Source organism: Methylosinus sp. Sm6, assembly GCF_019802345.1.
Taxonomy (GTDB): Bacteria; Pseudomonadota; Alphaproteobacteria; order Rhizobiales; family Beijerinckiaceae; genus Methylosinus.
Genome location: NZ_JAINDZ010000008.1, coordinates 124478 through 146157, shown reverse-complemented (window position 1 = coordinate 146157; position 21680 = coordinate 124478). Strand labels below are relative to the sequence as shown.

Genomic DNA, 21680 nt, shown 5'->3' with positions numbered 1-21680 from the left:
CTCATTGAAACCAGAAACTCACTTGGAACCAGTAGCAGTCCCCCCGGAGCTTGGCTTTGAAGGCGGGCGGCGGCGGCGGCAGCTTCAGTGAGGAGACGACGCTCGCGGCGATGAGCGCCTGCGCGTCGCCCGAATATTTATCGACCTTCCCCTTGACGATACGTCCGGCACCGTCCACGCAGAAGTTCACAACGGCCCGCCCATGTCCGAGATTGAGGCGCGGCGTATGGTCTCTCATCTGACGAACGATCGCGTGCTTCCATCGATACGTCTCGGCCTCGGCAGGGTCTTCCGGCTCGCCGAAGCCGTCGAAGATGGATTGGGCGCTGGCCGGCCCGGCTGCCGCCGCCAGAATTGCCGCAAGAAAAAGCGCCTTGAACATAGGGGGCCTCGAAACACAAGCCGATCAATAAGCTATTGCAATGATAGCGGATCGGGCGGCGGGGTCAATACGCCGAGCTTCGGCTTCGTCCGCGCCCCGGACCAAGTGGTCTGCTTCATCGAATTTGATGGACGTCGAGAGCGAGCCTGAAGGCTCGCGGTCCATGGGCCGCGCTTGGACCGCGAGCCTTCAGGCTCGCACTTTCCCCTGTCAATCGGCTGAATCACACCGCCAGCGCCTCAATAGGCGCGGGCGATCAAAATCTCCTCCACCGCCGGACGGCCGGTGAAGACGCAGGTTCCGCTCGCCGGGCCCTGGGCCAGCGGGATATTGCGCAAGGTCAGCTTCAGCGCCTTCAGCCGCGTCTCGACCTCCTCCAGCTCGGCGCCGGTCGGCCGCGCCCAGGGCGCGCGCACCCAGCCCTTGAAGGCCGCGGCCTCGTCGTCCTCGGCCGCCTTGCCGAAATATTCGGCGATGGCGTCGAAGCTCGTCAGATCGGCGCGGATATTGGCGTCGAGCCGCGCCTTCGCCTCCGCGAACAAATTGAGCTGAATCTCGGCGAGCAGCGCAGGCGCCTGCCCGAGGAATTCCGCGCGCGGCATTCCGACTGAAACGATCTTGTCGCCGTCGCGGAGCTTGTCCCGGCGGATCATCGTCACCATGCCGCTCGACGCGTCGCGCGGGCCGATCTCCAGAATGATCGGCGCGCCGCGCCGCGCCCAGTCCCAACGCTTATTGGCGGCGCGGACCGGCTTCTTGTCGACATGGGCGCGCAAAGGCGCCTTCAGCGCGACGAGATCGTCGAGATCCGCCTTCAGCGCCTCGCAATAGGCGAGGACCTCGGCGTCCTCCGGCTTCTCGCGCAGCATGGGCACGACGACGATCTGCTTGGGCGCGATGGCCGGCGGCAGGCGCAGCCCGTCGTCGTCGCCATGGGTCATGATCACGCCGCCGACGAGCCGCGTCGAGACGCCCCAGCTCGTCGTGTGGCAATATTCGAGCTCGCCGCTCGCGCCCTGGAAGCGGATGTTCTGCGCATGGGCGAAGTTCGTGCCGAGATAATGCGAGGTGCCGGCCTGCAGCGCCTTGCCGTCCTGCATCATGGCCTCGATGGAATAAGTGTTCACGGCTCCCGGAAAACGCTCGTTTTCCGGCTTCTCGCCGGCGATGACGGGCACGGCCAGCACATCCTCGACGATCTGGCGATAGACCTCGAGCATCTTGCGCGTCTCCTCGCGCGCGTCGGCCTCGTCGGCATGGGCGGTGTGGCCCTCCTGCCAGAGGAACTCGCTGGTGCGCAGGAACAGCCGCGTGCGCATCTCCCAGCGCACCACATTGGCCCATTGGTTGATCAGCACCGGCAGGTCGCGATGCGAGGAGACCCAGCGGCGGAAGGCGTCGCCGATGATGGTCTCCGAGGTCGGCCGCACGATCAGCGGCTCCTCGAGCTTGGAGTCGGGATCGACGACGAGCTTGCCGTCCACCGATTTCAGCCGGTGATGGGTGACGACCGCCATCTCCTTGGCGAAGCCTTCGACATGGCTCGCCTCCTGAGCGATGAAGCTCATCGGGATGAACAGTGGGAAATAGCAGTTCTCGTGCCCGGTCTCCTTGATGCGCCGGTCGAGCGCCGCCTGAATCAGCTCCCAGACGCCATAGCCCCAGGGTTTTATGATCATGCAGCCGCGCACCGGGCTGGTCTCGGCGAGATCGGCCTCGGCGACGACGGCCTGATACCATTGGGCGAAGTTTTCGTCTCTCGTGACCGACAGGGCGCGTTTCATCTTTGCCTTCGGGGATGTGATTCTGGGCCGAGGGGAGAGATAGCCCAAGGGAGCCGTGATGGCGAGGGACGCGAAGGCTTTCAGGGGCCGCGTCGGATCACGATCCCACCGTGTCGTCAGGCTAGAAGTCCGCCGCCATGATCTCCTCGAAAGTCCAGGAACAAACGCCCGGGAGGACTTCGTCCCCGAAGCCCGTCTCCCGTTGCGCCCCGATGACCGCCAGCTCGTAGCCGTCGAGCATTGCTGCGTCCAGCAGCACTTTCAGGCTGGCGTTGTCCTCGAGATGACGCTTCAGGCGCAGCCTCTGCTCGCGAATGCTGAGCCGCCAGCTATTGCCGCGAAGCCCGGGCTGAAAGCGTCACTTCAGCAGATGCGCGAGCAAGATCGCCAGCCGGCTCGTCAGCTCCCGCTTCTCGCTGCGGCCCATGCTCTCGATCTCCTCGGCGATATTCTCGATATCGGCGGCCTGGAGCGCGCCGGCGCGCAGCAGCGCCGCCTGCTCCTGCGCCCAGGCGTAGAAATCGGTCTCGTAGAGCGGGCTCTGAGGCATTGTTCGGAACTCCCTCGGGCGGGGGGCCTGTTCACGAGCCCTGACGGCTGCGGCATATATCATCCCGAGCAATCAGGGACGATCGACGTCGTCCGGCCAGAAATCAGCGGTCGTCGCTTCCTCGAACGACCATGGGCACTCGGGCGGAAAGATCGATCGCGGCAGATTGGTCTCGGCGACCGCCTCGAGAATGGCGTCTCGATAGGCGTCGACGAAAGCTTTCGGAATTTGCGACTTCAAGCTCGGATTATCCTCGAGGTGGCGCGCCAGTCGATTGCGTTGCACGCTGATCGACGCCTCCCAGCTCGAACTCCGCCTGTCCGGCTGAAATCGCCACTTCAGCAGGTGGAGCAGCAGCACGGTCAGCCGGCTGATCAGCTCGCGCTTCTCGCTGCGGCCCATGCTGTCGATCTCCTCGGCGATGTTCTCTATGTCGGCGGCCGTGAGCTTGCCGGCGCGCAGCAGGGATGCCTGTTCCTTCGCCCAGGCGTAGAAGTCCGTCTCATAGAGGGGGCTCTGGGGCATGGCGGGGTTCCTTCGCTGCTGCGCCATAATAGACGAAATCCCCCGTTCGTGCGACGAATTCGCGGGGCGGAGGCTTTAGGTATATAGTTCCGCGAAGCGTCCCCATTCGGTCCTTCGAGGGCGCGAAGGGAGCCGGGCGCGACGTGATCGACAAGCTGGAATTCTTCATCACCGTCGCCAAGGAGCGCAGCTTCTCCCGCGCGGCGGAATTGTGCGGGGTCACCCAGCCGACGCTCTCGGCCGGCGTCAAGCAGCTCGAGGACAGTCTCGGCGTGCTGCTGGTCAACCGCTCCTCGCGCTTCCACGGCCTCACCGCCGAGGGCGAGCGGGTGCTGGAATGGGCCAAGCGCATCGTCGCTGATGCACGCGCCATGCGGCAGGAGGTGCGCGCGCTGAAGGAGGGGCTCGGCGGCCAGCTGAAGATCGCCGCCATCCCGACCGCGCTCACAATGGTGCCGGCGCTGACGACGCCATTTCGCGAGAAGCACCCGAATGTGCGCTTCACCATCCTCACCAGCTCCTCGACTGATATTCTGTCGATGCTCGACAATCTCGAGATCGACGCCGGCCTCACCTATCTCGACAATGAGCCGCTCGGCCGCGTCCGCACCGTGCCGCTGTTCTCCGAGCGCTACCGGCTGCTGACCGCTGCGGATAATCCGCTCGGCAATCGCGACAAGGTCACCTGGGCCGACGTCGGCCGCATTCCGCTCTGCCTGCTGACGCCGGACATGCAGAACCGCCGCATCGTCGAGCGGCTGATCCGCGACGCCGGCGGCGAGCCCGAGCCCGCCCTCGAGTCCAATTCGGTGATCGTGCTCTTTGCCCATGTGAAGACCGGGAGATGGGCCACCATCCTACCCGAAAAGCTGGCCGACTCCCTGCGCGTCACCGCCCCTTTGCGCTCTATCCCCATTGTCGAGCCCGAGGCCGTTCACGAGATCGGATTGGTGGTTCCGCACCGCGAGCCGACCATCCCGCAAGTGGCCGCGCTCGTGCTGGAAGCGAAGAAACTCGCGCGGAATCCGTCGCCTGCGGATTTATAGGGTCCGCCTATGGTGTAACGATTCCAGCTTATTGATCGAACGCGGGTTTTGCTGCACTGTTACGGCAATTACCTAAAATGGGCGGACGACGGCCGTCCGAATCCGCTCTATAAGAATGGGGAAGAAATGTCTGGCGCTGTTCCATGGAACGAGGCGCGGGCGCAGGAGATCATCGACGCCCATCTCGGGCTCGAGGGTCCTGCCCTGCCCATCCTGCATGCCATTCAGGAAGAATTCGGCTATGTGCCCGAGGCGGCGGTGCCGCAGATCGCGCAGTCGCTGAACATCTCCCGGGCCGAGATGCATGGCGTCGTCAGCTTCTACCACGACTTCCGCCGCGCGCCGGCCGGGCGGCATGTGCTGAAGCTGTGCCGGGCCGAGTCCTGCCAGTCCATGGGCTCCGAGAAGATCGCGAAGGATTTCCTCGAGCGCTTGAAGCTCGAATGGGGCGGGACCGTCAATGACGGCTCGCTGACAGTCGAGGCGGTCTATTGCCTCGGTCTCTGCGCCCACAGCCCCGGCGCGCTCTACGACAATGAGCCGATCGGCCGCGTCGACGCCGAAATGCTGGACGAGCTGGCGGCGGAGGCGCGCAACTCATGACAAAGATCTATGTTCCCCGCGATATGGCCGCGCTGGCGGTCGGCGCCAAGCGCGTTCTCGCCGCGATCGAGAAAGAGGCCGCCGCGCGCGGCGAGACCATTCAGATCGTGCGCAATGGCTCGCGCGGCCTGCTGTGGCTGGAGCCGCTGGTCGAGGTCGAGACGCCCGCGGGGCGCATCGGCTACGGCAATGTGAAGCCCTCCGACGTGCCCTCGCTGTTCGACGCCGGCTTTCTGAAGGGCGGGGCGCATCCGCTCTCGATCGGCAAGGTCGAGGAGCATCCCTATTGGGCCAAGCAGACGCGCGTCACCTTCGAGCGCGTCGGCGTGATCGATCCGGTGAATCTCGATGATTATGTCGCCCATGGCGGCGGCGCGGGCCTCGCCAAGGCCTTCGAGATCGGTCCGGCCAAGGTGATCGAGGAAGTGACGAAGTCGGGCCTGCGCGGCCGTGGCGGCGCGGGCTTCCCGGCCGGCATCAAATGGAAGACGGTCGCCGACGCTCCGGCCGACCGTCGCTATGTCGTCACCAATGCCGACGAGGGCGATTCGGGCACTTTCGCCGATCGCATGGTGATGGAGGGCGATCCCTTCGTCCTCATCGAGGGCATGACCATTTGCGGCTACGCCATCGGCGCGAGCAAGGGCTTCATTTATCTGCGCGCGGAATATCCGCAATGCGCCGAAGTGCTGACCGAGGCGCTGGAGGCGGCGCGCAAGGCCGGCTGGCTCGGTCCGAATGTGCGGGGCTCCGGCTTTGCTTTCGACATCGAGCTGCGCATCGGCGCCGGCGCCTATGTGTGCGGCGAGGAGACCTCGCTGCTCGAGAGCCTCGAGGGCAAGCGCGGCATCGTGCGCGCCAAGCCGCCGCTGCCGGCGCATGTCGGCTTCATGGGCCGGCCGACCGTCGTCAACAATGTGCTGACGCTGGCCACCGCGCCCGCCATTCTCGCCAAGGGCGGCGAATATTATGCTTCCCTAGGCGTCGGCCGGTCGCGCGGCACCATGCCGCTGCAGATCGCCGGCAATGTGAAATATGGCGGCCTCTATGAGACGCCCTTCGGCCTCACGCTCGGCGAGATCGTCAATGAAATCGGCGGCGGCGCGCTCTCGGGCCGTCCCGTGCGCGCCGTGCAATGCGGCGGCCCGCTCGGCGCCTATGTGCCGCCGTCTCTGTTCGACACGCCCTTCGATTATGAGGCGTTCCAGAAGCATGACAGCCTGATCGGCCATGGCGGCCTCGTCGTGTTCGACGACACCGTCGACATGGCGCAGATGGCGCGCTTCGGCATGGAGTTCTGCGCGATCGAGAGCTGCGGCAAATGCACGCCCTGCCGCATCGGCTCCACGCGCGGCGTCGAGACGATCGACAGAATCGTCGAAGGCGTCGATGTGGAAGCCAATATCGAGCTTCTGTCCGATCTCTGCCACACGATGAAATTCGGGTCCCTCTGCGCGCTCGGAGGTTTTGCGCCCTATCCTGTCGAGAGCGCTCTTCGTCATTATCCGGAAGATTTCCGCAAAGCGACGCTTCCCGCCGCCGCCGAGTGAGGAGCAAGAGCCATGAGCCTCGTCAAAGAAACCGATTACGGCACGCCTGCCTCGAAGTCGGAAAAAGAAGTCACTCTGACCATCGACGGCGTATCGGTCACCGTGCCCGAGGGCACGTCCATCATGCGTGCGGCGATGGAGGTCGGGACCGAGATTCCGAAGCTCTGCGCCACCGACAGCCTCAAGGCTTTCGGCTCCTGCCGCCTCTGCGTCGTCGAGATCGACGGCCGTTACGGCACGCCGGCCTCCTGCACCACGCCAGTGCTGCCGGGCATGAGCGTCCATACGCAGACGCCGCGCCTCAAGGCGATCCGCCGCGGCGTGATGGAGCTCTATATCTCCGACCATCCGCTCGACTGCCTGACCTGCGCCGCCAATGGCGATTGCGAGCTGCAGACCATGGCCGGCGCGGTCGGCCTGCGCGACGTGCGCTATGGCTATGACGGCGCGAACCATGTGTTCGCGCGCAGCCGCAAGGACGGCGCGGCCAATTTCGAATGGATGCCGAAGGACGAGTCGAACCCCTACTTCACCTATGATCCATCGAAATGTATCGTCTGCAATCGTTGCGTGCGCGCCTGCGAGGAGACGCAAGGCACTTTCGCGCTGACGATCGACGGCCGCGGCTTCGACAGCCGCGTCTCTCCCGGCATGGCCGAAGCCTTCATGGAATCGGAATGCGTCTCCTGCGGCGCCTGCGTGCAGGCCTGCCCGACCGCAACGCTCACCGAGAAGTCGGTGATCGCCATCGGCCAACCGGAGCATTCGGAAGTCACGACCTGCGCCTATTGCGGCGTCGGCTGCACCTTCAAGGCGGAAATGCGCGGCGAGGAAATCGTCCGCATGGTTCCCTGGAAGGACGGTAAGGCCAATCACGGCCACAGCTGCATCAAGGGCCGCTTCGCTTACGGCTACGCGCTGCACAAGGAGCGCGTGACGACGCCGATGATCCGCGACAAGGCGACCGACCCCTGGCGCGTCGTCTCCTGGGAAGAGGCGATCGCCTTCGCCGCCGACCGTTTCAAGAAGATCATCGAGACGCATGGCAAGCGCTCGGTCGGCGTCATCACCTCCTCGCGTTGCTCGAACGAGGAGACCTATCTCGTTCAGAAGCTGACCCGCGCCGGCTTCGGCAACAACAACACCGACACATGCGCGCGCGTCTGCCATTCTCCGACCGGCTATGGCCTCAATCAGGCCTTCGGCACCTCGGCCGGCACGCAGGACTTCGACTCGGTCGACGACAGCGACGTCATTCTCGTCATCGGCGCCAATCCGACCGACGCGCATCCGGTGTTCGGCTCGCGCATGAAGAAGCGCCTGCGCGAAGGCGCGAAGCTGATCGTCGTCGATCCGCGCCGCATTGATCTGGTGCGCTCGCCCCATATCGAGGCGAATCACCATCTGGCGCTGAAGCCCGGCACGAATGTCGCGATCGTCACCTCGCTCGCGCATGTGATCGTGAAGGAAGGCCTCGTCAACGAAGCCTTCGTGCGCGAGCGCTGCGATTGGGACGAGTTCCAGGATTGGGCGGCCTTCGTCTCCGACGATCGCAACAGCCCCGAAGAGGTCGAGAAGCTCTCGGGCGTTCCGGCAGAAGACATTCGCGCCGCGGCGCGTCTCTACGCCACCGGCGGCCGCGCGGCGATCTACTACGGCCTCGGCGTCACCGAGCATAGCCAGGGCTCGACGACGGTCATGGCCATCGCCAATCTCGCCATGGCGACCGGCAATCTCGGCCGCCGCGGCGTCGGCGTGAACCCGCTGCGCGGACAGAACAATGTGCAGGGCTCCTGCGACATGGGCTCGTTCCCGCACGAGCTGCCGGGTTATCGCCATGTCTCCAACGACGCCGTGCGCGAGGCCTTCGAGCAGGCTTGGGGCGTCACGCTCGACAATGAGCCGGGCCTGCGCATCCCCAACATGTTCGACGCGGCGATCGCGGGCGAGTTCCGCGGCCTCTATTGCCAGGGCGAGGACATTCTCCAGTCCGATCCGGACACCAAGCATGTGTCGCGGGCGCTCGAGGCGATGGACTGCGTGATCGTGCAGGACCTCTTCCTGAACGAGACGGCGAACTACGCCCATGTGTTCCTGCCGGGCGCGAGCTTCCTCGAGAAGGACGGGACCTTCACCAACGCCGAGCGCCGCATCCAGCGCATCCGTAAGGTGATGAGCCCGAAGAACGGCTATGGCGATTGGGAAATCACCCAAATGCTCGCCAAAGCCTTCGGCCTCGACTGGAATTATACGCATCCCAGCGAGATCATGGATGAGATCGCGCGGCTGACGCCGACCTTCAAGAACGTCTCCTATGAGAAGCTCGAAAAAGACGGCTCGGTTCAGTGGCCGTGCAATGACGCCGCGCCGGAAGGCATGCCGATCATGCATATCGAGGGCTTCACGCGCGGCAAGGGCAAGTTCGTCATCACCGAATATGTCCCGACCGACGAGAAGACCGGACCGCGCTTCCCGCTGCTGCTGACGACGGGCCGCATCCTGTCCCAGTATAATGTCGGCGCGCAGACGCGCCGCACCGAGAACAGCCGCTGGCACGAGGAGGATGTGCTCGAGATTCATCCGCATGACGCCGAGCTGCGCGGCGTGCGCGATGGAGATTGGGTGCGCATCGCCAGCCGCGCCGGCGAGATCACGCTGCACGCCAAGGTCACCGACCGCGTGGCGCCGGGCGTCGTCTACACCACCTTCCATCACCCGCTGTCGCAGGCGAATGTGGTCACCACCGATAATTCGGATTGGGCGACCAATTGCCCCGAATATAAGGTGACGGCGGTGCAGATCTCGCCCTCCAACGGCCCGACCGAATGGCAGGAGCAATATCGCGAGATGGCCGAGAACGCGCGTCGCGTCGCGGCGGAGTAAGGCGAGTCGCCGGGTGCCCTCCTTCTCCCGCATGGCGGGAGAAGGTGGCCCTCGCATCAGCGAGGGTCGGATGAGGGCGCCGGCAAATATTGCGCTTTGTTCAATGATGTCCACGTCTGACGGGTCGGATCGAAGGACCCTCATCCGACCCCGCTTCGCGGGGCCACCTTCTCCCGCAAGCGGGAGAAGGAGCGCGTGCTGGAGAAAGATTCGAGGATGACCGAGGAGCTGCCCGCGCCCAGCGTCCGCGTTCCGTGCATCGCACGGCGCAATGACGCGGCGTCGGACAGCGCCCGCGTCATTCCCGAGGAGACGCCGATCGCCTTCACCTATGGCGGCTCCACCCATGCCGTGATGATGGCGACGCCCGCCGATCTCGAGGATTTCTCGCTCGGCTTCGCTCTCACCGAAGGACTGATCGACAGCGTCGATGAAGCCGGGGAGTTCGAGATTATTTCCTCCGAAGCCGGCATAGAGCTGCGCAGCTGGCTCGGCGGGGGACGACAAGACCTCTATGCGGCGCGCAAGCGCACCATGGCCGGGCCGACCGGCTGCGGGCTCTGCGGCATAGAGAGCCTCGAGCAGGCGAGCCGGCCATTGCCGGTTCTCGACAATGCGCTGCGCATTCCGGCAACAGCGCTGATCGCGGCGATGGATCGCCTGCCCGGCGCGCAGCCGCTCAATCGCGAGACCCGCGCGGTCCATGCGGCGGCCTTCTGGGCGCCGGGCGATGACGCGCTGGTCGTGCGCGAGGATGTCGGCCGGCACAATGCGCTCGACAAGCTCGCCGGCGCGCTGGCGCGGCAGGGCGTCCCCGCCGCGCAGGGCGTCGTTCTGATGACGAGCCGCATCTCGGTGGAGCTGGTGCAGAAGGCCGCGCGCATCGGCGCGCCGATCATCGCCGCGGTGTCCGCCCCAACCGCTCTCGCCGTGCGCACGGCGGAAAAATGTGGCATGACGCTGGTCGCCGTCGTGCGTGGCCGCGACTTCGAAATCTTCACCCATCCCGAACGCATTCTGGAGCAGGTCTCGTCCCATGTCGCATAGCACCGCCGACAAGCTCGTCAAAATGGCCAATCAGATCGGCATGTTCTTCGCCGCGCAAAGGCATTCGGACGCGGTCGCCGGCACGGCGGAGCATTTGAAGAAATTCTGGGACCCGCGCATGCGCGCCGGCATCATCGCCCATGTCGAGCATGGCGGCGAAGGCCTCGACAAGGTGCCGCTCGAGGCGGTGCTGAAGCTCGCGGGGAAATAGAGGTGGGAGTGGCGAGTAGCGAATGGCGAATAGATCGTAGCTCGGCTTTCTATTCGCTATTCGCTACTCCCTACTCGCTATTCGCCCTCCCGCGCTGCAACCGCTCCAGCACGTCTTTCGTCGCAAATCCATCCGCCGGCTGCATGCCGACGCTCAGCTGAAAAGCATGAACGGCGTTGCGGCTCGTGCGGCCGAGCTTGCCGTCGATGGTTCCGTGATAGAAGCCGCGCGCGGCGAGCAGCCTCTGCATCGCCATGCAATCGGCCGTCGACAGCGCGGCGACTTTCGGCCAGGCCGCGATCGGCGCCTGCCGCCCGCCGATGCGCTCGGCGAGCAGCGCCACCGATAGCGCATAGGCGTCCGAGGTGTTGTACTGTCGGATCGCCTCGAAATTCTCGGTGATGAGAAAGGCCGGCCCGGCGGCGCCCGCCGGCTGGAACAGGCTCGCCGCGCCGCTCGCCGGCAAGGCGGCTCCATCCGCGCGCGAAAACCCCAATGAGCGCCATTGCGAGAGATAGTGATCGAGCGCCGCATAGTCGAAGTCGCGCGGCACGACGACCTCGATGACGGCGGGCAGGCCGGCGACCCAGCCGGACTGTCTCAGAAAATTGCCGATCGAAGCGAGGGAATCGAGCCGGTTGGTCCAAATATCCGCGGGCCGCTCGCCGTCATAGCTCTGCGCATATTTCAGATAGGCGGAGGGCAGGAATTGCGGCTGACCCATTGCGCCGGCCCAGGAGCCGCGCAGCCGTTCGCGCGTGACATAGCCGTTCTTCAGCATCACCAGCGCCGCCACGAATTCGTCGGCGAAGACCGCGCCTCTATGGCCGCCATAGGCCAGCGTCGCGAGCACGCGCAGCGTGTCGGCCGCGCCCGTCGCGGAACCGAAATTGCTTTCCACTCCGAGAATGGCGAGCAGCGTTTCCGAAGGAGCGCCGCTGCGCTCTTCGATCCGCGCCAGCGGCGTGGCGAGCTCGGCGGAGAGGGCGCGGCCGCGCGCGACGCGGGCGGACGTGATCGCGCCGGATAAATATGACGGTATAGTCACAGTAAATTCGGCTTGCGCGCGCGGGCGCTGCAAGACGCCCGGCTCTATGCTCAAGCCTTCGACGGCCTTGTCGAAGATTTCGCGAGATACGCCGGCGTCGCGCGCCGCGGGCCACAAATCCTGCACGAAAGCGCCGAAACCAGCGCCCTCCGGCGCCGCAGCGGCGCTGCAGCAAAGGCCGAGAACACCAATAAAAACAGCTATAACTGAAAGAAATAGGCGGTGCGCCCATGCGCCCTTGCCGCCGACGCGGGCCGAGTTCTCGCCAGCGGGCCATTTTCTGGAATCTTTACACCTTTGGCCATTTCGTTTGACAGCCGGCGCCGTGGCGTTTTCTATTGACATAATTCGACTTCCCCAAAAGGAGCCGCACGCACGACCGAGGCGGAACCGAAAATGACGCATCAACCCATGATTACGAATTTTCGCGCCCCGATCCAGCTGGGAACGCGGCCCACCAAGACCGCCTCGACGCGAGGCGACGAAGAGCTGAAGGCCAAGCTGAGAAGCGCCGGCCTGCGGCCGACGGTGCAACGCATCGCGCTTTCCAAGCTGCTCTACGGCAATGGCGACCGCCATGTCAGCGCCGAGGCGCTGCACGCCGAAGCGCGCGAAGCCGGCCTGCAAATGTCGTTGTCGACCGTCTACAACACGCTGAACCAATTCGCCGACGCCGGCCTCTTGCGCGAGATCGCCGTGCAGGGTCCGCGCACCTATTTTCATACGCGCACCTCGCCGCATCACCATTTCATGGACGAGGTCAGCAAGAAGATGTTCGACGTGGCCGACGGCAGCGTCCAATTCGCCAATTTGCCGCCGCCGCCCGAGGGCATGGAGATCGTCGGCTGCGACGTGATCATCCGCCTGCGGCCGAAGCGGAAAGGGTGAGGGGGCATTAGAGCGCTATTCGATCCGATTGGATCGGATAGCGCTCCGGTATTCTTTCGTTTGAGCGAATTCTGATCGATCGACCGATTCCGTTCGATCGGCAAGCGCTCTAGGGCAAACGGGTGAATGACTATAGCCCTATCACCCTCGTCCTGAGGGGCCCGCGAAGCGGGCGTCTCGAAGGACGGCAACGGGGAGAAGCCTTTGATTGCGCCCCGCGGCCGTCCTTCGAGACGCCGCCCGCGGCGGCTCCTCAGGACGAGGGTTGGGGTTTTATCCTTCACCCGATTGCTCTGGGTCGTCATCCGACCGCCCTCGATCACAACAGCTTCTTCAGCTCCGCGCGCAGCCCGTCGGCGATGTCCGGCCGCGCCAGTCCGAAAGCGATATTGGCCGCGAGAAAGCCGAGCTTCGATCCCGTGTCATAGGTCCGGCCGTCGAAGCGCACGCCGTGAAAGGACTGGGCCGCCTGGAGCGCCACCATTCCATCGGTGAGCTGGATCTCGCCGCCTGCGCCCTTCTCCCCCTTCTCGAGAATGGAGAAGATTTCGGGCTGGAGGATGTAGCGGCCGGAGATCATCAGATTGCTCGGCGCCGTTCCGCGCGGCGGCTTCTCCACCATTCCGGCGATCTCGAAGCTGTCGCCATAATCCTTGCCGACGGCGACGACGCCATATTGATGGGTCTCCTCCGGCGGAACCTCCTCCACCGCGATGATGTTGCCGCCATGCGTCTGATAGGCGGCGACGGCCTGCGCCAGGCAGCGCGTCTTCTTCGCGCCATTGGGCAAAGTCACCATATCGGGCAGCAGCACGGCGAAAGGCTCGTCGCCGACGATGTCGCGCGCGCACCAGACGGCGTGACCGAGGCCCAGCGGCGCCTGCTGGCGGGTGAAGCTGGTGGCGCCGGCGGGCGGCAGGTCCGCGGCCAGCGCCTCCAATTCCTTGGTCTTGCCGCGCCGGCGCAAGGTGTCTTCGAGTTCGTATGAAATGTCGAAATGATCCTCGATGACCGCCTTGTTGCGTCCGGTCACGAAGATGAAATGCTCGATGCCCGCCTCGCGCGCTTCGTCGACGACATGCTGCAGCACCGGCCGGTCGACCACGGTGAGCATTTCCTTCGGCACGGCTTTGGTGGCGGGGAGAAAACGCGTGCCGAGGCCGGCCACGGGAAAAACTGCCTTGCGAATGCGCTTGCTCATGTGTAATCCGTTGCATCGGTAGCCATTGCGGCGATCCGTCGCCGCCCGGCGCTCGCTTTCGAGCGCGTCCTCCCTTTTGCCCTTTATTTCCGCTCGAGGGAAGTCTCCAGCAGAGGCATGGCCGCATGACCATTCTCGTAACCGGCGGCGCGGGCTATATCGGCAGCCATATGACGCTCGAGCTTCGCGACGCCGGCGAAGAGGTCGTGGCGCTCGACGATCTCTCCACCGGCTTTCGCTCGGCCGTTCCCGCCGATGTGCCGCTGATCGTCGGCGATTTCGGCGATGAAGCTCTGGTGCGCGACATTCTCGCCTATCACCAGATCGACTCCATCATCCATTTCGCCGCCAAGATCGTCGTTCCCGAATCCGTCGCCGATCCGCTCGGCTATTATCTCAACAATACGGCGAAAGCGCGCAGCCTGCTGGAGAGCGCCGTCGCTGCGGGCGTGAAGCGCTTCATCTTCTCCTCCACCGCCGCCGTCTATGGCGATCCGCAGGCGAATCCCGTCGCCGAGGATGCGGTCCTCGCCCCGGTCTCGCCCTATGGACGTTCCAAGCTGATGGTCGAGTGGATGCTGGAGGACACGAGCCGGGCGCATGGGCTCGGTTATGTCGTCCTGCGCTACTTCAATGTCGCCGGGGCCGATCCGCTCGGCCGCTCCGGCCAGTCGACGCCCGAGGCCACGCATCTCATCAAGGTCGCCGCACAGGCGGCGCTGGGCCTACGGCCCAAGCTGCAAGTGTTCGGGACGGATTATCCGACGCAAGACGGCTCCTGCGTGCGCGATTATATTCAGGTCAATGATCTCGCCCGCGCCCATCTCGACGCGCTGCGCCATTTGCGCGCGGGCGGCACGAGCCTCGTCTGCAATTGCGGCTATGGTCATGGCTTCTCCGTGCTCGAGGTGATCGAGACGGTGAAGCGCGTCTCGGGCGTCGATTTCCCGGTCGAGCTCGTCGGCAGGCGCCCCGGCGATCCGGCGGCGATCATCGCCGCCAATGAGCGGATCAAGGCCGCTTTCGGCTGGACGCCCCGCTACGACGATCTCGCGACGATCGTGCGCCAGGCGCTGGACTGGGAACGGCGCATCGCCGAGCGGCCCCCGACCTGAAGCTTTGCCTGCGCGCAGGTCGAGACGCTGCAAAGTGTTGAAAAAGTGAAAGGCTCCAGTGTTCTGATCGAAAAGTGGCGGTCAGGTTCGGATGAACGGCTTTCGCCTCGCCGGATACAGCATCATCGCGCCTGAACGGAATTTGAATGTCGCAATTTTCCCGTATGGCGCCGCGCGCGGGAGCGGCGCAAGCCGAATGCGTTTGGCGTCGGGCCGCTTTTCGCTTATGTGCTGGCGCAGCGAGGTCACGCCTGAGGAGAAACGATGTTCCCGAAGCCCGTCGCCGAATTGTCGCCCAATACGTTCGCCTATGAGCAGACGCCGCTGGTCAAGCCCACGGGCTTTCGTGAATATGACGCGCGCTGGCTGTTCGAGAAAGAGCTCAATCTCATGGGCGTGCAGGCGCTGGGTCTCGGGCTCGGCACGCTGATCCACGAGATGGGCGTCGTGCCCGAGCTCGTCACCGGCCATGACTATCGCGCTTATTCCTCCTCGATCAAGCTGGCGCTGATCTCCGGACTGATGGCGGCGGGCGTGCGCGTGCACGACATCGGCCTCGCGCTCTCGCCCATGGCCTATTTCGCGCAGTTCGCGCTCGACGTTCCGGCCGTCGCCATGGTCACCGCCTCGCATAACGACAATGGCTGGACCGGCGTGAAAATGGGCGCGCAGCGGCCCGTCACCTTCGGCCCGGTGGAGATGGGCCGCCTGAAGGAGATCGTGCTCTCCGGCGCCTTCCGCTTCGCCGAGGGCGGCTCCTATCGCTATGTCGAGAATTTCGGCCAGATCTATCTCGACGATCTCGCCTCCAATGTCACGCTGTCGCGCAAGCTGAAGGTCGTCGCCGCCTGCGGCAATGGCACCGCCGGCGCTTTCGCGCCCAAGCTGCTCGAGCGGATCGGCTGCGAGGTCGTGCCGCTCGACATCGAGCTCGACTATAATTTCCCGCATTACAATCCGAATCCCGAAGATCTGCACATGCTGCACGCGATGGCCGACAAGGTGCGCGAGAGCGGCGCCGATGTCGGGCTCGGCTTCGACGGCGACGGCGATCGCTGCGGCGTCGTCGACAACAAGGGCGACGAGATTTTCGCCGACAAGATCGGCGTGATGCTGGCGCGCGATCTCGCCAAGCTCTATCCGGGCGCGACCTTCGTCGTCGATGTGAAATCGACCGGCCTCTTCGCCACCGATCCGGAGCTGATCGCCCGCGGCGTCAAGGCCGATTATTGGAAGACCGGCCATTCCTACATCAAGCGCCGCGTCACCGAGCTGAAGGCGCTCGCCGGCTTCGAGAAGTCGGGGCACTTCTTCTTCAATTCGCCGATCGGCCGCGGCTATGACGACGGCATTTTGACCGCCGTGCATGTGCTGCAGATGCTCGACCGCAATCCGACCAAGTCGATGGCCGACCTCTACGCCGATCTGCCCAAGACCTGGGGCTCGCCGACCATGTCGCCGCATTGCGCCGACGAGCGCAAATATCAGGTCGTCGAAGAGGTGACGGCGCGCTTCCAGAAGATGGCGGCCGATGGCGAGGCCTTCACCGGCCAGAAAATTCGCGATCTCGTCACCGTGAACGGCGTGCGCGTGACGGTCGCGGACGGCACCTGGGGGCTGGTGCGCGCCTCCTCCAACAAGCCGGAGCTGGTGGTCGTCGTCGAGAGCCCGGCGTCGGAAGCGCGGATGCGCGAGATGTTCCAGGCGATCGACGCCGTGCTGCGCCAGAGCGACGGCGTCGGCGCCTATAATCAGACGATCTGATCGGGGTCGAGAGCGAGCCTGAAGGCTCGCGGTCCATAGGCGTCCCTGGACCGCGAGCCTTCAGGCTCGCATCTGATCGATTCATCCGCTCTCCGCCGCGCCGTCTCGGCGGAACGGCAGGCCGGCCTCGTAATCGGCGACCGCCTCGTCGATCGCGACCTTCTCGCGGGAGAGAAACTCGTCGACCGCCGTGCGCAGCCGCGCATCGGCGAAATCATGCGCCGAGCGCGTCGGCGCCGGCCGATAGCCGCGCGCCAGCTTGTGCTCGCCCTGCGCCCCCGCCTCCACACGCTTGTAGCCATGGCGTATGGCGTATTCGATCGCCTGATAATAGCAGACCTCGAAATGCAGGAAGGGCCGCTCCTCCAGCGCGCCCCAATTGCGGCCATAAATGGCGTCGTCGCCGAGGAAATTGATGGCGCCGGCGATATGCTCGTCGCCGCGCCGCGCCATCACCAGCAGGACGCGTTCCGCCATGGTCGCGCCGATCTGATGAAAGAATTCGCGCGTCAGATAAGGCCGCCCCCATTTGCGCGCGCCCGTGTCCATGTAGAAGGCGAAGAAGCGGTCCCAATGCTCGGGCTTTATGTCGGCTCCCCTGAGCAGATCGATGGAGAGATCGTCGCCCAGCGCGTCGCGGCGTTCGCGCTTGATGGTCTTGCGCTTGCGCGAGGACAGCGCGGCGAGGAAATCGTCGAAATCGCGATAGTTTTCATTGAGGAAATGGAACTGCTCGCCGACGCGCGGCGCGAAGCCGGCGGCCTCGAGCGCGCGCGTCTCGGCCTTCGTCCCGAAGGTGACGTGGAGCGAGGAGGCCTCGGCCGCCTGCCGCAAGGCGCGCAGCGCGGCGATCAGGGATTCGCGCGCGCCCTCCGGCGCGTGGCGGGCGACGAGCAGGCGGCGGCCGGTCGCCGGCGTGAACGGAACAGCGACCTGAATCTTGGGGTAATAGCGCCCGCCGGCGTTCTCATACGCCTGCGCCCAGCCGAAATCGAAGACATATTCGCCCATGCTGTGCATTTTGACATAGGAGGGCGCGGCGGCGACGAGCCGCCCCTCGGGATCGTCGAGCAGCGTGTAGAGCGGCGTCCAGCCGGTGCGCGCGCCGACCGATTTCGAGCGCTCGAGCGCGAGCAGAAAGGCGCTGGAGATGAAGGGATTATAGCGCTCCCCTTCGGCCTCCTCGGCGGCGAGGCCCGGCGGATTGGCGAGCGCGTCCCATTCGCCCGCGTCGACCTGATCGAGCGAGGGGATGAAGCGGGCTTTGTATCGGGCGGTGGTCATGGGCGGCGTGTGCGGGGTGAGGGCGCTCCATACTACCCTAAGCGAAAGACGTTCCAGAAGCGGAGCGCGGCGGCAATCGGCGGCACGACGCTTGCATCAAATTTAGGCGCCGCCCCCGGCCGGGCGGCGCGCCCGACAAATACGGATAAGAGGAACAGGATGCCGCTCTATTCCTATGAATGCGAGAATTGCCACGCGGAATTCGAGCTTCTGGTTCGCGCCTCGGACACGCCGGCGTGCCCTTCCTGCGGCAGCGAGAAGCTGACTCAGGCGGTCGCGAAAATCCAAGTCGAGATCAAATATCCGGCCATCGCCAAATCCTGGCGGCGCGCCGCGGCGGCGGAGGGCGATCTCAGCAATTTCAGCAAGAAGGAGATTGCGGCGCCGAAAAAGAGCTGACGCCCTCAGCCCTCCTCGCGGACGCCGAGCTCATAGGCGCTCCACAGCGCCGCCGCAGCAAGGATCACGTCGAAGATCGTCACCTGCCAGCGCGGCATGGCGTCGGCCACATGCGGCTGCAGAAAATGCGCCGAGGCGGCGAGCAGCGCCGCCAGCGGCAGCAGAGCGGCGAGGCCGGCGGGCGCCGGCCGCCCGAGCGCGCGAAACCGCTTGGCCGAGAGATTGACATAGCTCGCCGCGATCACCAGCAGCGCCAGCGCATAGAGGCAGAGGTAGAAATAGGCGACCATCGTCTGCCAGACGAACAGCGGGCTCGTCGAAAGATCGTGGACCGTGTAGGGCAGCAGCGCCCACATCGCCAGCGTCAGCACGACGAGCGGCGCGGCGAGAATCACGACGCCCAGCCGCCAGCTCGCGCGGTCGATGCGGCCCGCCTCGGTCCGAAACAGGAAGACGAGCCGGTCGCGTCCGGGGAGCGCCATCAGTCCCTCAACAGCTCGTTGATCGCCGTCTTGCCGCGCGTCTGCGCGTCCACCGTCTTCACGATGACGGCGCAATAGAGCGACGGGCCCCAGTTTTCGCCCGGCAGCGGCTTGCCGGGAAGGCTGCCGGAGACGACCACCGAATAGGGCGGCACATAGCCGATATGGATCTCTCCGGTGGCGCGGTCGACCACCTTGGTCGAGGCGCCGATGAACACGCCCATGGAGATCACCGAGCCCTTGCCCACGACCACGCCCTCGACGATCTCCGAGCGCGCGCCGATGAAGCAATCGTCCTCGATGATGGTCGGGCCGGCCTGCAGCGGCTCCAGCACGCCGCCGATGCCGACGCCGCCGGAGAGATGCACATTCTTGCCGATCTGCGCGCAGGAGCCGACCGTCGCCCAGGTGTCGACCATGGTCCCGGCGTCGACATGAGCGCCGAGATTGACGAAGGAGGGCATCAGAATGACGCCCGGCGCCACATAGGCCGAGTGCCGCACGATGGCGCCCGGCACGGAGCGGAAACCCGCCGTCTTGTGCTCGGCCGCGCCCCAGCCGGCGAATTTGGAGGGGACCTTGTCCCACCAGGTGGCGCCGCCCGGCCCGCCCTCGATCACGCTCATGTCATTGAGCCGGAAGGACAGCAGCACGGCCTTTTTCAGCCATTGGTTGACCTTCCACGAGGAAGGGCCGGTTTCGCCGTCGATCTTCTCGGCGACGCGCAGCTTGCCCGAATCGAGCAGCCGCAGCGCGCTCTCGACGGCGTGGCGGACGTCGCCCTGCGTGGAGGCGTCGATATTGGCCCTGTCCTCGAAGGCGGTGGTGATGATGTTCTCGAGACCGGTGTGGGGCATGAAAGGTCTGGCTCCAAGGATCGCCGGCTATAGGCGGCAAGGGCGCGGCCCTGTCAATCGCGGAAATGGAATATGCATTTCGAAGCGTCCAGGAGCGACGGTTCAAAGCGCGCCCCTGGACCGCGAGCCTTCAGGCTCGCCTCTCCACAAACCCGTCATTCGATGCGCCCCGCATCCGCCCCCGCCTCCTGCGCCCCGATGAATTGCGCGCGGGCGAGAGTCTCGAATATGCCGCCCAGCGCCACCAGCTCGTCGAAGGTCCCGCTCTCGACGATCTCGCCCTGGTCCAGCACCAATATCCGGTCCGCGTGACGCACGGTGGAGAGACGGTGGGCGATGATGAAGGTGGTGCGGCCGCGCGTCGCCGCCTCCAGCGCTTTCTGCAGCAGCCGTTCGGTGGTCGCGTCCAGCGCGCTGGTCGCCTCGTCGAAGATCATGATCGGCGGGTCCTTGAGCAGCGCGCGAGCGATCGAGAGGCGCTGACGCTCGCCGCCCGAGAGCGTGCGGCCGCGCTCGCCGATGCGCGTCGCGAGCCCGTCGCTCTGGCGCGCCACCAGACCCTGCGCCTGCGCCAGCTCCACGGCGCGCGCGATCTCCTCTTGCGTCGCATCCGGCTTGCCGACGCGCAAATTCTCCTCGATCGAGCGGGCGAACAGCATCGGCTCCTGGAAGACGACCCCGATATTGCGGCGGAGCGACGCCAGAGTCATGTCGCGAATGTCGACGCCGTCGATGAGGATGCGCCCCTCTTTCGGATCGAAGACGCGATGCAGCAGGCCGAGCGTCGTCGACTTGCCCGATCCCGTGGCGCCGACGAGGGCGATGGTCTCGCCCGGCCGCGCGGAAAAGGAGACGGAGCGCAGCGCGAGCCGGCCGCCGCCATAGGAGAAGCTCACAGTGTCGAAGACGACGGCGCCCTCGAGCCGGGCCATCTCGCGCGCGCCGGCGCGGTCGGCGACGTCGGGATGCGTGTCGAGGATAGAGAAGAATTCGCCGATCTTGGGCGCGAGCAGGAACAGCACGTTGAGAAAGCCGACGACCTGCTCGAGCCGCCCGATCAGCATCGTGGCGAAGCTCATGAAGGCGACGATCTCGCCGATCGAGGCGAGGCCCTGCAGATGCAGCCAGGCGCCGAGCAGGAAGATGACCAGCAGAGTGAGCGTGGCCGAGGCGCGGCTCGCCACCGCGGCGATCGCCCACCAGGAGAGCACGGGGATTTGAGCGGCCAGCAATTCGTCGATGATGCGGCGGAGGGCCCGCGTCTCGGTGTCGATGCGGGTGAAGCTCTGCACCACGGCGACATTGCCGAGCGTGTCGGAAGCGTGCTCGGCGAGATCGGAATGATGCCGCTCGACCGCGCTCTGCAGCTCCTGCGTGCGGCGCAGGACGAAAGCGGTGAGCAGCCCGAAGGCGCCGACGAGGACGATGAGCGGCAGGGCGAGCCGCCAATTGACCAGGAGCGTCGCCGGCAGCAGCACGAACAAAGCGACGAAAGAGGCGCAATTCTCGCGGAAGAAGGACAGCCACAGGCCGAACATGCCGCCGGCGCCTTCCAGCATCACCTTGAGCAGACGCCCCGAATGCGCGCCGGAATGAAAGCTCGAGGGAAGATCGAGCACATGCTCGAAATAGCCGGCCATCGCCGCGAGACGGCGGCGATGGGCGAGCCGGTCGGCGTGCAGCGCGACTAGCACCGAAGCGGCGATGGAGAACAGGCCGAAGCCGGCCCACGCCGCGAGCAGCGGCAAAAGAGCGCTCCAGGCGAGGCGCTGGCCGGCGACCTGCGCCTTGGTGAGCACGTCGATGACGCGGCCGAACAGCATGGGCTCGGCGAATTGCGCGATGGCGACGGCGAGATTGGCCGCGACGAGGCTCGCCGCGAGCCGAGCCTCGGGCTTCAGCTGCGTCAGCACGCGAACATAGGCGGAGAGGACGGACATGGCTGATTAGATGGAAGCGCGGTCAGCGCCGTCTACAGCGGGCGGGGCGCAGGCGCAAGAAGCCGCATCGGGAAGCCGCATCGGGAAGCGCTCCCACTTCCCGCAGAGCGCGCGGGGTCCG

General features: G+C 65.5%; 19 protein-coding genes and 1 pseudogene. 10 read left to right on the top strand and 10 right to left on the bottom strand.

Going from position 1 to position 21680, the window contains the following annotated elements; genetic code table 11:
* Position 1: 1 nt before the first annotated feature.
* The 4 genes and pseudogenes from K3F48_RS07945 to K3F48_RS07930 all read right to left on the bottom strand — a co-directional run bounded on the left by K3F48_RS07945 (position 2) and on the right by K3F48_RS07930 (position 3241).
* Entirely contained in the window at positions 2-382 is a 381-nt protein-coding gene (locus K3F48_RS07945; RefSeq protein ID WP_222574881.1) for a hypothetical protein, read from the bottom strand.
* Positions 383-621: 239 nt separating this feature from the next.
* Positions 622-2166, bottom strand: coding sequence for a proline--tRNA ligase (proS, locus tag K3F48_RS07940; protein WP_222574880.1), 1545 nt, complete (start codon positions 2164-2166; stop codon positions 622-624).
* Positions 2167-2287: 121 nt separating this feature from the next.
* Positions 2288-2716, bottom strand: a pseudogene (locus tag K3F48_RS07935) (DUF29 domain-containing protein).
* 72 nt (positions 2717-2788) lie between these two features.
* Complete coding sequence (locus tag K3F48_RS07930; RefSeq protein WP_222574879.1) at positions 2789-3241, bottom strand: DUF29 domain-containing protein; 453 nt, start codon at positions 3239-3241, stop codon at positions 2789-2791.
* Between the two features lie 143 nt (positions 3242-3384).
* On the opposite strand from K3F48_RS07930, the gene K3F48_RS07925 reads away from it, so the two are divergent.
* The 6 genes from K3F48_RS07925 to K3F48_RS07900 all read left to right on the top strand — a co-directional run bounded on the left by K3F48_RS07925 (position 3385) and on the right by K3F48_RS07900 (position 10581).
* A complete protein-coding gene (locus K3F48_RS07925; RefSeq protein WP_222574878.1) occupies positions 3385-4287 on the top strand; it encodes a LysR family transcriptional regulator in 903 nt (300 codons plus the stop codon).
* 126 nt (positions 4288-4413) lie between these two features.
* Positions 4414-4890 (top strand): formate dehydrogenase subunit gamma, encoded by a 477-nt coding sequence (locus K3F48_RS07920; protein WP_222574877.1) that lies wholly within the window; start codon positions 4414-4416, stop codon positions 4888-4890.
* Positions 4887-6440, top strand: a complete 1554-nt coding sequence (locus K3F48_RS07915; protein WP_222574876.1) for an NADH-quinone oxidoreductase subunit NuoF — start codon at positions 4887-4889, stop codon at positions 6438-6440. The genes K3F48_RS07920 and K3F48_RS07915 overlap by 4 nt, the downstream gene beginning before the upstream one ends.
* Before the next feature lie 12 nt (positions 6441-6452).
* Positions 6453-9323, top strand: a complete 2871-nt coding sequence (gene fdhF / locus K3F48_RS07910) for a formate dehydrogenase subunit alpha (RefSeq protein ID WP_222574875.1) — start codon at positions 6453-6455, stop codon at positions 9321-9323.
* A gap of 216 nt (positions 9324-9539) precedes the next feature.
* On the top strand, positions 9540-10370 hold the full coding sequence (fdhD, locus tag K3F48_RS07905) for a formate dehydrogenase accessory sulfurtransferase FdhD (protein ID WP_222574874.1): 831 nt from the start codon (positions 9540-9542) through the stop codon (positions 10368-10370).
* Positions 10360-10581, top strand: a complete 222-nt coding sequence (locus K3F48_RS07900) for a formate dehydrogenase subunit delta (protein WP_222574873.1) — start codon at positions 10360-10362, stop codon at positions 10579-10581. Before fdhD ends, K3F48_RS07900 begins: the two co-directional genes overlap by 11 nt.
* A gap of 70 nt (positions 10582-10651) precedes the next feature.
* On the opposite strand, the gene K3F48_RS07895 is transcribed toward K3F48_RS07900, so the two are convergent.
* Positions 10652-11821 carry a lytic murein transglycosylase gene (locus tag K3F48_RS07895; RefSeq protein ID WP_370631376.1) on the bottom strand — a complete coding sequence of 390 codons (1170 nt, stop codon included), beginning with the start codon at positions 11819-11821 and terminating at the stop codon, positions 10652-10654.
* A 204-nt stretch (positions 11822-12025) separates the two neighbouring features.
* Between K3F48_RS07895 and irrA the strand changes: the two genes are divergently transcribed.
* Positions 12026-12517, top strand: a complete 492-nt coding sequence (gene irrA / locus K3F48_RS07890) for an iron response transcriptional regulator IrrA (protein ID WP_255608614.1) — start codon at positions 12026-12028, stop codon at positions 12515-12517.
* Positions 12518-12836: 319 nt separating this feature from the next.
* On the opposite strand, the gene K3F48_RS07885 is transcribed toward irrA, so the two are convergent.
* Entirely contained in the window at positions 12837-13718 is an 882-nt protein-coding gene (locus tag K3F48_RS07885; protein ID WP_222574872.1) for a UTP--glucose-1-phosphate uridylyltransferase, read from the bottom strand.
* Positions 13719-13843: 125 nt separating this feature from the next.
* Here K3F48_RS07885 and galE point away from each other — a divergent pair, with 125 nt between their 5' ends.
* A complete protein-coding gene (gene galE, locus K3F48_RS07880; protein WP_222574871.1) occupies positions 13844-14833 on the top strand; it encodes a UDP-glucose 4-epimerase GalE in 990 nt (329 codons plus the stop codon).
* 264 nt (positions 14834-15097) lie between these two features.
* On the top strand, positions 15098-16597 hold the full coding sequence (locus K3F48_RS07875) for a phosphomannomutase/phosphoglucomutase (RefSeq protein ID WP_222574870.1): 1500 nt from the start codon (positions 15098-15100) through the stop codon (positions 16595-16597).
* An 81-nt stretch (positions 16598-16678) separates the two neighbouring features.
* Here K3F48_RS07875 and K3F48_RS07870 read toward each other — a convergent pair whose 3' ends face one another.
* Positions 16679-17881: a GNAT family N-acetyltransferase gene (locus tag K3F48_RS07870; RefSeq protein ID WP_222574869.1), complete on the bottom strand. Its 1203-nt coding sequence runs from the start codon at positions 17879-17881 to the stop codon at positions 16679-16681.
* Between the two features lie 159 nt (positions 17882-18040).
* Here K3F48_RS07870 and K3F48_RS07865 point away from each other — a divergent pair, with 159 nt between their 5' ends.
* A complete protein-coding gene (locus tag K3F48_RS07865) occupies positions 18041-18280 on the top strand; it encodes a zinc ribbon domain-containing protein (RefSeq protein ID WP_222574868.1) in 240 nt (79 codons plus the stop codon).
* A gap of 5 nt (positions 18281-18285) precedes the next feature.
* Here the strand turns inward: K3F48_RS07865 and K3F48_RS07860 are convergent, their stop codons facing one another.
* The 3 genes from K3F48_RS07860 to K3F48_RS07850 form a co-directional block, all read right to left on the bottom strand.
* Entirely contained in the window at positions 18286-18762 is a 477-nt protein-coding gene (locus K3F48_RS07860; protein WP_222574867.1) for a hypothetical protein, read from the bottom strand.
* Positions 18762-19619 carry a 2,3,4,5-tetrahydropyridine-2,6-dicarboxylate N-succinyltransferase gene (dapD, locus tag K3F48_RS07855; RefSeq protein WP_222574866.1) on the bottom strand — a complete coding sequence of 286 codons (858 nt, stop codon included), beginning with the start codon at positions 19617-19619 and terminating at the stop codon, positions 18762-18764. The genes K3F48_RS07860 and dapD overlap by 1 nt, the downstream gene beginning before the upstream one ends.
* A gap of 155 nt (positions 19620-19774) precedes the next feature.
* Positions 19775-21559 (bottom strand): glucan ABC transporter ATP-binding protein/ permease, encoded by a 1785-nt coding sequence (locus tag K3F48_RS07850; RefSeq protein ID WP_222574865.1) that lies wholly within the window; start codon positions 21557-21559, stop codon positions 19775-19777.
* Positions 21560-21680 lie beyond the last annotated feature (121 nt).